Here is a 13,996-nt window from a genome sequence, read left to right on the forward strand (position 1 = left end):
GAGTCGGGTCGGTTTCGGTGAAGTCGGGAGACTTTCGGTGGAGTCGGGTCGGTTTCGGTGGATCACTGCGGCTTGCGGCGCATGGTGACCCGTTGCGTCAAGTGCGCTCGCCGGAGCGAAACAGCGCCGTGCGCACCTCGTCGAGGTAGGGGTTCTGCCGACGGGCCCGCTCCCGCGCGATGCGGTCGACGTCACCGAAGATGAGCGCCTCCCCGGCTGAGTCCGCCTGCACGACGTGCGCGCCGAACGGGTCGGCGATGACGCTGCGACCCACGTAACGGAGCTCCCCGTCGGGCCCGTGCTGATTGGCGTAGGCGACGAACACCGAGTTCTCCCACGCCCGCACCCGGATGACGTGCTCGTTGACGAACCCGTACGGCTCCATCTGCGCGGTGGGCACGGCGACGAGATCGGCGCCCGCGAGCGCCGCGGCGCGCACGGTTTCGGGGAACTCGACGTCGAAGCAGATGAGGATCGCGATGCGGTGCCCGCGGAACTCGGCGATCGTGAGCGGTGCGTCGCCGGCGACGAAGAGATCCCGGTCGAGTTCGCCGAAGAGCTGGATCTTGCGGTGACGGGCGAGCACCTCGCCCGTGTCGTCGATGAACCAGGCCGCGTTCGCGACGGGCCGGCCGGGATCGGCGTGGGCGGGGGTGGTTTCGGCGGGGTCGGCCTCGGCGGGGTCGAGCAGCTCGGGTCCGCCCGCGATGATCGCGATGCGATGTCGTTCCGCGATCCGGCGCACGCGCTCCAGCGGTTGGCGTGCAGCGATCCCGGCCATGGCATCGCCGATGTTGTACCCGCTCACGTACATCTCGGGCGTGATCAGCAGGTGCGCGCCGTCCGCAGCGGCCCGAGCGGCGACGGCGTCGAGCGCGGCGAGATTCGCATCGACGTCGCGCGGCGTGCTCGCAGCCTGCCACACTGCGACGACGAGGGGGTGAACGGCATCGGTCATGCGTTCATTCAAGCACAATTATGCCCAAATGAAACAATTAAAACGTCTGGATCGCGTGCGCGCCGCCTGCATCACGCGGCTCCCGATCGAACGGGGTCGCTTTCTGTGCGTGTCGCGCCGCCGACACGCACAGATAGTGACCCGGCTGCGGAGAAGAGGGGCGCGCGGCGGTCGGGCGGCGGATCGCCGCCACCCCTCCCACCGCGCACACCGCAGCGGGGTCACTTGGGGAGGGTGTCGCAACTCCGCACGACGCCGACACCCTCCCCAAGCGACCCCGCTCGCAGGAGGTGCGGGCCAGACGGGCCGGACGGGCCAGACGGGCCAGACGGGCCGGGCGGGCCGGACGGCCCGGCCCGGCCCCGCCCGCCCCGCCCGGCGCCCCGCTACTTCTTCGCGCGGAGTTTGCGCACCAGCATCTGCACGAGGATGAAGACGAGGTACAGCGAGAACGCCACGTTGCCCCAGAACGGGTCGACCAGCACGGCGAAGAGGTTGCCGACCGGCACGAAGACGCATGCGCCGAGCCCGACGATCGCGGCGGCGCGCAGATCGACGTTCTGCCGGCGGAAGTTGCCGATCGTGCCCGAGATCGACCCCGGGATCATCATCAGCAGGGACGTGCCCTTCGCGATGAGGTCGCTCGAGCTGAAGAAGAACATGAGCACGGGCACGACGACGACGCCGCCGCCCACGCCGAGCAGCCCCGAGAGCACGCCCGTGATGAAGCCGGTTACGATGAGCAGGATCACGGTCAGCGCGTTGATCTCGATCTCGTCGCCGCGCTGCGGCACCACGAACCAGAGGCTCACGATCACGATCGCGAGGAAGACCATGAACCCCCACTGGATCGCGCCGACCGGCAGCTTCGCGAGCAGCGCGGCGCCGACCTGTGCGCCGATCACGATGCCGACGGCGAGGCAGGCACCCGCGATCCAGTCGACATGCCCCTGCAGCCCGTACGTCGTCGCGCCGACGATGGCGGTGGGCAGGATCGCCGCGACCGACGTGCCCGCGGAGAGCTTCTGGGGCATGCTCAGCCAGAGCGCGAGTGCCGGCACGATGATCGTGCCGCCGCCGATCCCGAAGAGCCCGGAGAGGATGCCGCCGGCGACGCCGACGAGGAGGAGCGGGAAGAACCCGGGGCGGACGATCTGGTTCATGTGCTGCTTTCTCACTGAAGCTCGGGGAGTGGTGCGGATGGGGCGCCCGGCGGCGTCACCGGTGAAGGACGCGAAGGATGCGCAGGGCGCGAGGTTGCGCGCGGGTGCCGGTCACACGACGATCGCGGAGCCGTCGGATCGCGGGTCGCTCGCGGCGTCGACCCCGCTCGCGGCGAGGCGGATCAGGTTCGAGTGCCCGAGATCCTCGTCGGCGGGCGGTACGACCTTCAGCGGGAACCCGGCTGCGGCGATCGCCTCGTGCACCGCCGCGGGCACGTCCTCCTCGATCGTGACGCGCACTACGCCGTCGGCGCCGGGCTCGTCGACGATCCAACGGGGGGCGTGGGTGGCGGCCTCGGGGGCGGCGCCGGCGAGGGAGCGCACGAGGAGCTGCGTGTGGATCTGCGGTTGCGCCGATCCCCCCATCGTCGCGGGCACCCAGGCGAGCTCGTCGTCGCGGAGCACGAGCACGGGCATGAGCGTGTGGCGCGGCCGCTTGCCCGGCGCGAAGGCGTTGGGGTGCGCGGGGTCGAGCGAGAACGAGGTGCCGCGGTTCTGGAAGAGGATGCCGGTCTCGGGTTCGAGCACGGCGGCGCCGAAGCCGAAGTAGACGGAGTTGATGAGCGAGATCGCCCACCCGTCGGCGCTGACGGCGCTGAGGCCGACGGTGTCGCCGCTCGGCTTGGCCTCGCGCACGGGCGGATGGGCGGGGGCAGCGGCTGCGATCAGCTCGTCGCCGGTGGCGCCGCCGAATGCCGGGTCGGCGAGCGATGCGGCGCGCACGGCGTTGCTCGCGCGGAACGACCGGGCGAGGTCGCCGGCGCCGGCGCCCAGGGGATCCGCGATGCCCGCTTCGATGTCGCGGAGGGCGCGCAGCAGCATGAAGCCGGAGGTGTTCGGCGGCCCCGTGAGCACGCGGTGGCCCTGGAAGGTCCCCTCGAGCGGTTCGCCCCACTCGGCGGAGTACGCGGCCGTGTCTTCGAGGGTGATGCGAGAGCCGAGGCGCTGCAGCCCGTCGACCCACTGCCGCGCCAGCTCCCCCTCGTAGAATTCGGTCGATCCGCCTGCGGCGAGCCGCTTGAGCGATGCGGCGAGCGCGGGCTGCACGAAGGGGGCGCCCTCGACGAGCGGGAGGCCCTGGTCGAAGAACACGCCGTGGCATCCGGGATCGAGTTCGAGCACCTCGCGGTTCTCGACGATGGCGGCGGCGACGGATCGCGCCGTCGGCACCCCCTGCTCGGCGTGGCGCGTGGCCGCTTCGAGGTGCTGCTCCCACCGCCGCGTGGCCCCGTACTCGTGGAGGGCGTTCCAGCCGCAGATGCCGCCCGGCACGGTGACGGTGTCGATGCCGCGCACCGGAAGCAGGTCGCCGTAGCGCTCGCGCAGCACGTCGATCGACTGCCCGGCCGGGGCGGTGCCGGTGGCGTTCAAGAACCGCACCTCGCCCTCGGGGTTGCGCACGAGCGCGACGAGGTCGCCGCCGAGGGCGACGTTGTTGGGGTACACGACGCAGAGGGTCGCGGCTGCGGCGATCGCCGCGTCGATGGCGTTGCCGCCGGCGCGCAGCACCTCGGCGCCGGCCTCGGTGGCGAGGTGGTGCGAGGTCGAGATGGCGCCGCGGGCGGCGGGTGCGGTCGTCATGCGGGGAGTTCCTCCTCGGTCGTCGCGGCGTTCGCGATCTGGGTGCTGATGTCGAGTACGTGGGCGCGGGCCTCGTCTTCGGCGAGGGCGGCGTTGCCGCTCGCGATCGCTTCGAAGATGCGGCGGTGCGCGATGCTCGACGCCTGTCTGCGGGCGCGCGTCTGGTAGCGGCTCGCCCGGCTGGGAGCGATGCGCTGGGCGATCTGCTCGTTGATGAGCGCGAGCAGCGGGTTGTGCGCGTACTGGGCGATGGCCTGATGGAAGGCGCGGTCGAGCTCGGCGTACCGCTCCTTCGTGACGTCGACCTCCATGGCCTCGACGAGTTCGCGCAGTTGGGCGATGTCGCGGTCGGTCGCGCGCGTCGCGGTGATGCGGGCGATGGGCGGCTCGACGATGGCGCGGAGCTCCATGATGTCGTGCAGCTCGGGCTGCAGGGCGGCGAGTTCGCCGAGGGCGCCGTCTGCGATCCCGGCGCGTTCACCGGGACTGAGCACGATGGTGCCGCGCCCGGGCCTCCGGTCGATGAGGCCGCGGTTCTCGAGTTCGCGCAGGGCCTCCCGTATGGAGACGCGGGAGACGCCGAAATGGTCGGCGAGTTCGCGTTCGGGCGGCAGGCGCTCACCCGGTTCGAGCTTTCCGTCGAGGATGAGCCGCTCGATGTCGACGGAGAGCCGATCCGGCAGCGACAGCGTTGTCGCTCGACCGATGTCGTTCCAATCCACTACGCCTCCATCGTGGTCTCGGGCTGCAGTTCGCGCCCTCGTGATGCTATACCGACCGCGCTGGCCGGGTTCTGTTTCGGTTGCGTTTCGGCTCGGCCTGCCCGTTGACGCGGGGCAGGGTGCCGATGTATGTTCCATTCAGTTCAGCAGTTGGTCTGACCAACAGCTGATCGCAGCATACACCCGAAACTCTCGGAGTATGCAACGTTTCTCCCGGCACCAGCCGGGATCACCGAACGGAGAAATCATCGTGGCTTTCCCCCAATCAGCACGGCGCCTCGCGCCCGCGCTGGCGCTCACCGCAGCGGCCGGCCTCATGCTGTCGCTCGCCGCCTGCACCGTCACCTCGAACGACTCCGGCGACGACGGCGGCTCGGGTGACACGAGCGCCGCGGAGGCGACGCTCGCACCGCCGACCATCATCAAGGAGGGCACGCTGACCGTCTGCACCGGTGACAGCGCGCCCAACATCTACTACGACGAGAACAACGAGCTGCAGGGCGTCGAGATCGACATCGCGAACGCGCTCGCCGACAAGCTCGGCGTCACCACGACGCTCGGCGAGTACGCCTTCGCCGGCCTCATCCCGGCGCTGCAGGCCAAGCAGTGCGACGTCATCATGGGGTCCCTCTACATCAAGCCCGAGCGCGAGGAGATCGCGAACTTCGTGCCCTACCTCTACTCGGGCACCGCGGTCGCCGTGAGCAAGGAGAACCCGAAGCAGGTCACCGGCTTCGACGACTCCCTCTGCGGCACGAAGGTCGTCGGCATCACGGGAGCGACGGGCGCCGCCTCGGCGCAGGAGAAGTCGGACGAGTGCGTCGCGAACGGCGAGGAGCCGCTCGCGATCACGCTCGTCGACGAGGCGACCAGCGCGCTGCAGCAGGTACTCGCCGGCCAGGCCGACGCGTTCATCGACACCACCGAGATCATGAGCTACTACGAGCAGCAGTCGGACGGCGACCTCGTAGCCGTCGGAGAACCGTTCGGCAAGATCCGCATCGGAGCGGCCACGCTGAAGGAGAACACCGAGCTGAACGACGCGCTCGACGAGGCGTTCGCCGCCATGGTCGAGGACGGCACCTACGCCGACATCCTCGCCGAGTGGGGCGTCGAGAGCAACGACATCACCCAGCCCGAGTAACCCGTCGTCTGCGGCGGCCCCCGCGGCCGCCGCAGACAGCGGCGACAGGAAAGACACTTCATGAAATTCGACTGGGACTACTTCTGGCAGAGCCTCTTCACGCCCAGTGAGAGCTTCCTCAACGGGCTCGCGCTCACCATCGTCATCTCGATCGCCGCGATGGCGCTCGCGCTCATCCTCGGCCTCCTCATCGCGCTCATGGGCCGCAGCCGGTTCGTGCCGCTGCGCATCTTCGCGAGCCTCTACATCTGGATCATCCGCGGCACCCCGCTGCTCGTCCAACTCGTCATCATCTACACCGGGTTCGCCGCCGCGAACCTCTTCCGATTCGAAGATCTGACGCTGGGGCTCCGCCTCGAAGACGTCACCGTCGGCATCCTCATCAAGGGCGCCGTGCAGGCCGCCATCGTCGCCCTGATGCTCAACGAGAGCGCCTACATCTCGGAGATCGTGCGCGGCGGCCTCGAGTCGATCGAGAAGGGGCAGACCGAGGCGGCGCTGTCGCTCGGCATGACCCCCCTCGCCTCCATGCGGTGGATTATCGTGCCGCAGGCGATCCGCGTCATGGTGCCGCCACTCGGCAACTCGTTCAACGGCCTGATGAAGAGCACCTCGATCCTCTCCATCATCGGCGTGGCCGAGATGTTCCAAGTGGGCAGCTCGATGAGCGCGGCCACCTTCAAGGTGTTCGAGATCTACATCGTCGTCGCGCTGTACTACCTGCTGCTCACCACGGTGTGGACGATCATCCAGACCTTCATCGAGAACTGGCTCAACGCGAAGGCCGGCCTGCCCAAAGCCGAATCCGTCTGGAAGCGCCTGTTCGGCTTCCGCAGCAAGCGGGATCGCGTCGCACCGAAGAGCCCGATCGCCGACCTGGAAGGAGTCGCGGCATGAACGCGCTCAGCGAGTACACCGCCCCGGTATCGGTCTCCGACGGCCCGATCGTGCGCACCGTCGAGGTGAACAAGTGGTTCGGGGATCGCCACATCCTCACCGATGTGTCGCTCGAGATCGAACGCGGCGAAGTCGTCGTGCTGGTCGGCCCGTCGGGCGCCGGCAAGACCACCTTCCTGCGCACGCTCAACCGACTCGAACCCATCGACAGCGGGGAGATCTACGTCGACGGGCAGCGCATCGGCGAGCGGGTGCGCGACGACGGCAAGGTCACCGAGATCTCGGCCAAGGCGCTCGCCGCGCAGCGGGCGGATATCGGCTTCGTCTTCCAGCACTTCAACCTGTTTCCGCACATGACGGTGCTCGAGAACATCTGGCACTCGCCGGTGCGGGTGAAGGGCGAGAAGAAGGCGGAGGCGGTCGCCTACGCGCGGGAGCTGCTGGACCGCGTCGGCCTCTCCGACAAGGCCGACGTGCGGCCCCGCTCGCTCTCGGGCGGGCAGCAGCAGCGCGTCGCGATCGCGCGCGCCCTCGCGATGCGCCCGGCGCTCATGCTGTTCGACGAGCCGACGAGCGCGCTCGACCCCGAGATGGTGGGCGAGGTGCTGCAGGTGATGCAGGATCTCGCGAAGGCGGGCATGACGATGATCATCGTGAGCCACGAGATGGGCTTCACCCGCGAGGTGGCGGATCGGCTCATCGTCATGGACGCGGGCGCCATCATCGAGCAGGGCGACCCCGAGCTCGTCTTCTCGAACCCGAAGCACGAGCGCACCCGGCAGTTCCTGTCGAAGGTGCTCTGACGCCGTTCCCCACGGGCCCTCGTCTCCACCGCTCCGGTGGCGACGAGGGCCCGTTCGCGTTTTCCCGCGGAGCGGCGCCCCGAAGCCTCTGCGGAGCGTCACCCCGGCGCTGCGGCGCCCCGGCGCCCCGGCGCACGCCGTTTTGACACGCCCCACGGCCGCCACTACCATTTGAATGTCGATCAGTTGGTCTGACCAACTGCCCTATGGGACGAGTCTCGACCCGCGCAGCCGCGGGCCGCGGCGGCCCGCTGATCTGCACGACGCAACTGACGTGCCCGCGGCGATGCGCGCACTCGACCCAGGAGCACCAATGGCGAAATACTCCCCCGACGTTCCCCGACCGGCGGAACGAAGACCGCGACCGAGCGCATCGGCGTGACCCGCGCACTCGGCGTCGTCGCCGACGAGGCGAAGCCCAGCGGCCTGATCACGCTGTCGGCCGCGGAGATGTGGGAGCGGTTCAGCTTCTACGGCCTCCAGGTGCTGCTCGCCTACTACCTGTACTACTCCGTCACCGACGGCGGCCTCGGCCTGCCGCAGCCCGTCGCGCTCGGCATCGCCGGAGCCTACGGCGGCCTCGTCTACATCGCGCAGATCGTCGGCGCCTGGATCGCCGACCGCGTGCTCGCGCCCAGGTACGTGGTGCTCATCGGCGGCAGCGCGATCCTCGCCGGCCACATCATGCTCGCCGTCGTCCCGGGCCTCCTCGGCCTCGTGATCGGCCTCGCGCTCATCGTCATCGGCACCGGCGGGCTGAAGGTCAACACCACGATGATGGTCGGCGCGCTCTACCCGAAGGGCGGGGCGAAGCGCGACGCCGGCTACTCGATCTACTACATGGGCATCACGATCGGCGCATTCTTCGGGCCGCTGCTCACCGGGTGGCTGCACCAGGAGTGGGGCTTCCACATCGCGTTCGGCGCCGCGGCCGCCGGCATGGCGGTCGGCCTCACCCAGTACGCCATCGGCATGCGCAAGCTGCCCGCCAGCACGGCGGTCGTGCCGAACCCGCTCCCCCCGGCGCACCGCCCCCGGTGGGCGATCGCGGCCGCCGCCGGCATCGCGCTCGTCGCCCTGGTCGTCGCCACCGGCATGGTGCGCGCCGACAACATCAGCAACGCGGTCGCCCTCGTCGTGGTCGCCGCCGCGGTCGCCATCTTCGCCATGCTGCTGACGAACCGGCAGGTGACCCCCGCCGAGCGCCGCTCCGTGGTCCGGTACGTCCCCGTCTTCCTGATGAGCCTCGTCTTCTGGACGCTGCTCTTCCAGCTCTTCACGGCGTTCGCGGTCTTCGCGGATACGAAGATCCAGCTCACGGCCGGCTCCGTCACCATTCCGCCCACGCTCATCGTCACCCTGGAGAGCCTCGCCGTCGCCGGCATCACGGCCCTGCTCGCCGTGCTGTGGACCCGCAGCCGTGCCGCCCGCATGCAGCCGGTGAGCAAGCTCGTCACCGGCGTCGTCGGCGCTCGGCGCCGCACTCATCGTGCCCTTCAGCCTCGGCGCCGGTCAGTCGATGCCGCTGCTCGCCGCGATCCCAGTCATGCTGCTGTTCGCATTCGGCGAAGCGCTGTTCGCGCCGTCCGCCCTGTCATTCACCGCCGAGCTCGCACCGCGCGCCGCCAACGCGCAGATGACGGCCCTCTACTTCCTCACCATGGCGGGCGGATCGACCCTCTCGGGCTGGGTGTCGGGCCTCTACCAGCCGGGATCCGAGGGTCAGTACTTCAGCATCGTCGCCGTGGCCTCACTCGTGATCATCGCCCTGCTCGGCGTCGCCTACCGGCTCCTCGACTCGCGGCTGCGGGGCCGCTGAGGGGGCGGCGCGGGCCGGCGGGGGCGGCGCCCGCGCCGGCCGGCGTGCGCCGCTACTGCGGGTCGAGCCCCAGGTCGTCGAGGCCGATCGCGTAGCGGTACTCGAAGCCGGCCGCCTCGATGCGCTCCTTGGCAGGCGCCTGGCGATCCACCACCACCGCCACCGCTGCGATCTCGGCGCCGACCTTCTGCAGCGCCTCGATCGCCTTCAGCGGCGATCCGCCGGTGGTCGAGGTGTCTTCGACCACGACCACGCGCTTGCCCGCGAGATCGGGCCCCTCGACCTGGCGGCCCCGCCCGTGATCCTTCGGCTCCTTGCGCACCACGAACGAGTCGTACACCTTGCCCTGCGCGACACCCTGGTGCATGATCGCCGACGCGATCGGATCGGCGCCCATCGTCAGACCGCCGACGGCGACGACCCCGTCGATGTCGTCGATGAGGTCGAGCATGACCTGCCCGATCAGGGGAGCGGCCCGGTGATCGAGGCTCAGCTTGCGCAGGTCGATGTAGTACGTCGCCTTCTTGCCGCTCGTGAGGGTGAAGTCGCCGTGGAAGACGGCCTCGCTCGTGATGAGGTCGATGAGCTGTTCGCGCGCACTGGTCATGCCGACGATTCTACCGGCGGGGTCGGATCCGCCCGGCGAACAACGCGAACGGCGCGAACGACGCGAACGGCGCGAACGACGCGACGGGCGGCTTCACCTCACGCTCTCCAAGAAGTTGCGCGTGCGCTGGCGCTGCGGACGATCGATGACGTCGCCGGCAGGTCCGGCCTCGACGATCACACCGCCGTCCATGAACGCCACCTGGTCCGCGACGCCCCGGGCGAACCCGATCTCGTGCGTCACCACGATCATCGTCATCCCGTCATCGGCGAGCCCGCGCATCACGTCGAGCACGTCTCCGACGAGCTCTGGGTCGAGGGCGCTCGTCGGCTCGTCGAACAGCATGAGTTTGGGATCCATGGCCAGCGCCCGCGCGATTGCGACGCGCTGCTGCTGACCGCCCGACAGCTGCGCCGGATAGTGGTCGGCGAAGTCGGCAAGGCCCACCCGGTCGAGCAGGTCGCGCGCGCGCTGCCGCGCCGTCGCCCTCGATCGCCCCGCGACGCCGATGGGCGCTTCGCACACGTTCTCGAGCGCCGTCATATGGGGGAACAGATTGAACCGCTGGAACACCATCCCGATGCTGCGCCTCTGGCGAGCGATCTGCCGGGGGCTCATCTCGTGGGTCTTCGCCCCGGACTGCCGATAGCCGATGAGGTCGCCGTCGACGAGAATACGACCGCCATCGATCGTCTCGAGGTGGTTCACGCACCGCAGCAGCGTCGATTTCCCCGACCCCGAGGGCCCGAGCAGCACGGTGACGGTGCCCGCAGGAACGGCGAGCGACACGTCTCGGAGCACCTGGTGCGCCCCGAAGCTCTTGCGCACGCGCCGAATCTCGACGAGCGCGTTCCCAACCTCCCGCTCCCGCTCCAGCTCCGGCCCGCGAGTCTCCACTTGCACATTGTTCGCGGTCATCTCTCGACCACCTCCACCTTCGTCGTCGCAGGGGCGGGCTCGGGCCCGGGCCTGCGGGAATCGATCATCGCCCGAACGCGCTGGAACGGAGTCGGGGGCAGCGCCCGGGTAGCTCCTCGCCCGAAGCGGCGCTCGAGGTAGTACTGCGGAACCGAGAGCACGCTCGTCATGAAGAGGTACCACGCGCTGACCACGATGAGCAGCTCGACCTGCTTCAGATTCGACGAGGAGATCACCGACGCCTGCGTGTACAGCTCCATCACCGCGATCACTGACAGGAGCGAAGTGTTCTTCAGCATGGAGATCAGTTCATTCCCCATCGGAGGGATGATGACGCGCATGGCCTGCGGCAGCAGGACGCGGCGGAACGTGTAGAGCGGCGACATGCCGAGCGAGTAGGCGGCCTCGCGCTGCCCCTCGTCCACCGACATCATTCCGGCGCGCACGATCTCCGACGAATACGCGGCCTGGTTGAGTGTCAGTGCGAGCAGTCCGGCGATGAAGGGCGTCACCAGTGAATTCGTGTCGACAGACCAGAAGACGACGTCGGTGAATGGCACGCCGAGGGCGATCCGGTCGAAGAGCAATCCGAGGTACCCCCAGAGCACGATCTGCACGAGGACGGGCGTTCCGCGAAACGCCCAGACGTACAACCAGGCGACGCTCGAGAGCACCGGGTTCGACGCGAGCCGCATCGCGGCGATCACGATGGCGAGCACAGTGGACACCACCATCGATATCACGGTGATGACGATGGTGAGCCAGACCCCCTCGAGGATCCGCTTGTCGAAGAGGAACTCGCCCACCGTGCCGAAGTCGAGATTCGGGTTCGTCGCGATCACGTAGCAGAACGCCGCGAGCACGATGAGCACGACGACGGCGCTGATCCACCGCCACGGACGTCGCAGCGGGATCGCCTCGACGTCGTCCTCGGTCGAGGGCACCGGCACGGTCACTCCCTCGCGGACGGAAGCCTGAACGGTCATGAGGCATCAGCTCCCTGATTGACCTCTGCAGATTCCACGGCGTATGCGCCGATGCTGTTCCGTTCGAGCACCTCCTGGTAGGTGCCTTCGTCGATGAGCGCCTGCAGCGCCTGCCGCACGGCCTCGATGAGCTCGGTATCGTCTTTCAGCACCCCGATGCCGCTGTAGACGGGGTTGAACCCGGCAGGGTTCTCGGGGTCGCGTACGATCTCGAAGGCCTTCCCGTCATCGGTGGTGGCGACGACGTACTCCGCGACGACTGCATCGGCGGTGTACGCCTGGCTCTTTCCGGCCCGCAGCGCGGTCTGGGCGTCGAGATCGCTCGGCAGCTCCATGACGTCGACGTCGCAGTCCATGGCGCGGAGCAGGTCCCCCTGCACCGTGGCCTTCTGCACCGACACGGTCTTCCCGCAGAGGTCGCGCTGCGTGGTGATGTCTTCGGGATTGCCCTTCTGCACGGCGATGGCGAAGCCTCCGTGCGTGTAGTCGATGAAGCTCAGCGTCTCCTGCCGCTCGGGGGTGTCGTTCATGCCGCTCATGATGATGTCGTTCTTGTTCGCCTGCAACGACGGGATCACGGAGTCGAACGCCTGCTTGTTCAGCGAGACGTCGATGCCGAGCTTCTGGCCGAGCAGACGACCGAGCTCGGGGTCGAAACCGATCTCGCGATTGCTGTCGTCGTACATCGCCATGGGTGGGAACGGAATGTCGACGGCGATGTTGATGACGCCGGCGTCGACGATGTCCTCGGGAAGCAGCTCGCCGAGGGCGGCGTCCGTCGTCGTCGTGATCTCGTCACCCGTCGGCAGGCTCGACGAGGCCGTCTCGTTCGCTGCATCGGTGGAGCCGGATCCCGAACAGCCGGAGAGTGCGAGAGTCGCAACGGCTGCGGTGGCCAGCAGGGCAAGTGGGAACTTCGTCATGAGCAGATCCTTCGTCGTTGAGAGGTGTCGTGAGTGCCGGGGTACGGCGGGTACGGGGCGTCCCGCTACAGGGCAGCAGGGGCATGGAGAGCGAGCAGATCGTCGTACGTCTCGCGTCGAGCGACGAGACGCGCCTCGCCTTCGCGCACGAAGACGATCGCGGGCTTGAGGGCGCCGTTGTAGTTGTTGGCCATCGTGTAGGCATACGCACCGGTCGTCGCCATAGCGACCAGGTCGCCGACGCGGGCGGCGGGGAAGTCGGCGCCGTCGACCAGCAGATCGCCCGACTCGCACTGGCGCCCGACGAGCTGGACGCGTTCGGTCCAGGCTTCGTCGAGCCGATCGGCGATGACCGCCTCGTATCGCTGATGCGTGAGCGCGACGTCGAGTTGGTCGGCCATTCCTCCGTCCACGGCGACGAACACGTCGCCGGTCCGCTTGACCGAAATGACGCGATAGAGCGTGATGCCTGCGCGAGCGACGACCGAGCGCCCGGGCTCGATCATGAGGCGGGCGGATGCCGGCAGGTGGTCGCGTGCGGCCGCAACGATGGCGTCGAGATAGGCCTCGACGCTCGGCGCCTCTTCATCGTAGGTGTATTTGACCCCCAGTCCTCCGCCCACGTCGTAGGTGTCGAACGTTCCCGCCGAGGAGATCTTCTCCACCGCTTCGGCGAACTGCCGCGTGTTGAGGATCTGCGATCCGATGTGCAGGTGCACGCCTTCGAACTCCATGAAGGGGTGGGCGCGCATGCGCTCGATGGCGGCGTGCGCCTGCCGCATCGGCAGACCGAACTTCGAGCGCTCTCCGCCCGTGGCCTGCGAAGCATGGGTGTCTGCGTCGACTCCGGGGATGACCCGGAGCAGGAGCTTCTGGGGCCGCGTCAGCAATCGCTCGAGGCGATCGAGTTCGTCGCAGTTGTCGACGATGATCGTGCCGATTCCGGCATCGAGCGCCATCTGCAGCTCTGCATCGGTCTTCGCGTTTCCGTGGAAGTGGAGACGTTCCGGGGCAACCCCGGCGGCGAGCGCGAGCCGCAGCTCGCCGCCGCCGGCGATGTCGACCGACATGCCCTCCTCCTGAGCGACGCGATACATGCCGACGACGGGAAGCGATTTCGATGCGAAGAGCACCTCCGCGTTGGGCCATCGCCTCTGCAGGCCGTCGACGAAGCGGCGGATCTGTCTGCGCAGCCCGGTCTCGTCGATGACGTGGAGCGGGGTGCCGTAGCGTTCCGCCAGGGTCGTGACGGGCACGCCCCCGATCGAGAGCACTCCGTCGGCTGTCACGGATGACTCCTCCGGGAGCACCTCCCGCAGTTCACTCAGACGGGTGTCCTGGGGAGCGGGCGGCATGGTGTGCATAAGGGGCCTCCGTTGGCGTCGTTGCGTGTCCAGGTTAGGCTTCGAAGCGGC

13 protein-coding genes are annotated in these 13,996 nt (G+C 68.8%); 4 read left to right on the forward strand and 9 right to left on the reverse strand.

Annotation, left to right across the window (positions count from 1 at the left end; translation table 11 throughout):
- Positions 1-97 precede the first annotated feature (97 nt).
- The 4 genes from NS354_RS00710 to NS354_RS00725 form a co-directional block, all read right to left on the reverse strand.
- The gene (locus NS354_RS00710) at positions 98-958 is read right to left on the reverse strand and encodes a nitrilase-related carbon-nitrogen hydrolase (protein WP_058592714.1); all 861 of its coding nucleotides are present in this window, start codon (positions 956-958) and stop codon (positions 98-100) included.
- Between the two features lie 386 nt (positions 959-1,344).
- Positions 1,345-2,121, reverse strand: coding sequence for a sulfite exporter TauE/SafE family protein (locus tag NS354_RS00715; protein ID WP_058592715.1), 777 nt, complete (start codon positions 2,119-2,121; stop codon positions 1,345-1,347).
- Positions 2,122-2,232: 111 nt separating this feature from the next.
- Positions 2,233-3,762, reverse strand: coding sequence for a gamma-glutamyltransferase family protein (locus tag NS354_RS00720; protein ID WP_058592716.1), 1,530 nt, complete (start codon positions 3,760-3,762; stop codon positions 2,233-2,235).
- Complete coding sequence (locus NS354_RS00725) at positions 3,759-4,484, reverse strand: FadR/GntR family transcriptional regulator (protein ID WP_058592717.1); 726 nt, start codon at positions 4,482-4,484, stop codon at positions 3,759-3,761. The genes NS354_RS00720 and NS354_RS00725 overlap by 4 nt, the downstream gene beginning before the upstream one ends.
- 250 nt (positions 4,485-4,734) lie before the next feature.
- On the opposite strand from NS354_RS00725, the gene NS354_RS00730 reads away from it, so the two are divergent.
- The 4 genes from NS354_RS00730 (at position 4,735) to NS354_RS00745 (ending at position 9,242) form a co-directional block, all read left to right on the forward strand.
- Positions 4,735-5,628 (forward strand): ABC transporter substrate-binding protein, encoded by an 894-nt coding sequence (locus NS354_RS00730; RefSeq protein WP_058592718.1) that lies wholly within the window; start codon positions 4,735-4,737, stop codon positions 5,626-5,628.
- Positions 5,629-5,688: 60 nt separating this feature from the next.
- Entirely contained in the window at positions 5,689-6,525 is an 837-nt protein-coding gene (locus tag NS354_RS00735) for an amino acid ABC transporter permease (RefSeq protein WP_058592719.1), read from the forward strand.
- Positions 6,522-7,328, forward strand: a complete 807-nt coding sequence (locus tag NS354_RS00740; RefSeq protein WP_058592720.1) for an amino acid ABC transporter ATP-binding protein — start codon at positions 6,522-6,524, stop codon at positions 7,326-7,328. The genes NS354_RS00735 and NS354_RS00740 overlap by 4 nt, the downstream gene beginning before the upstream one ends.
- Positions 7,329-7,706: 378 nt before the next feature.
- Positions 7,707-9,242, forward strand: a complete 1,536-nt coding sequence (locus NS354_RS00745) for a peptide MFS transporter (protein WP_058592721.1) — start codon at positions 7,707-7,709, stop codon at positions 9,240-9,242.
- On the opposite strand, the gene pyrE is transcribed toward NS354_RS00745, so the two are convergent.
- The 5 genes from pyrE to lysA form a co-directional block, all read right to left on the reverse strand.
- The gene (gene pyrE / locus NS354_RS00750) at positions 9,200-9,754 is read right to left on the reverse strand and encodes an orotate phosphoribosyltransferase (RefSeq protein WP_058592722.1); all 555 of its coding nucleotides are present in this window, start codon (positions 9,752-9,754) and stop codon (positions 9,200-9,202) included. The two genes, NS354_RS00745 and pyrE, sit on opposite strands and share 43 nt — an antisense overlap.
- Before the next feature lie 93 nt (positions 9,755-9,847).
- Positions 9,848-10,672, reverse strand: a complete 825-nt coding sequence (locus NS354_RS00755; protein ID WP_241490279.1) for an amino acid ABC transporter ATP-binding protein — start codon at positions 10,670-10,672, stop codon at positions 9,848-9,850.
- Positions 10,669-11,658 carry an amino acid ABC transporter permease gene (locus NS354_RS00760; protein ID WP_058592723.1) on the reverse strand — a complete coding sequence of 330 codons (990 nt, stop codon included), beginning with the start codon at positions 11,656-11,658 and terminating at the stop codon, positions 10,669-10,671. Before NS354_RS00760 ends, NS354_RS00755 begins: the two co-directional genes overlap by 4 nt.
- Positions 11,655-12,581 carry an ABC transporter substrate-binding protein gene (locus NS354_RS00765; RefSeq protein ID WP_058592724.1) on the reverse strand — a complete coding sequence of 309 codons (927 nt, stop codon included), beginning with the start codon at positions 12,579-12,581 and terminating at the stop codon, positions 11,655-11,657. Before NS354_RS00765 ends, NS354_RS00760 begins: the two co-directional genes overlap by 4 nt.
- A gap of 65 nt (positions 12,582-12,646) precedes the next feature.
- Positions 12,647-13,945 carry a diaminopimelate decarboxylase gene (gene lysA / locus NS354_RS00770; RefSeq protein WP_058592725.1) on the reverse strand — a complete coding sequence of 433 codons (1,299 nt, stop codon included), beginning with the start codon at positions 13,943-13,945 and terminating at the stop codon, positions 12,647-12,649.
- Positions 13,946-13,996 lie beyond the last annotated feature (51 nt).

It is taken from the genome of Leucobacter chromiiresistens (genome assembly GCF_001477055.1).
GTDB lineage: Bacteria > Actinomycetota > Actinomycetes > Actinomycetales > Microbacteriaceae > Leucobacter > Leucobacter chromiiresistens_A.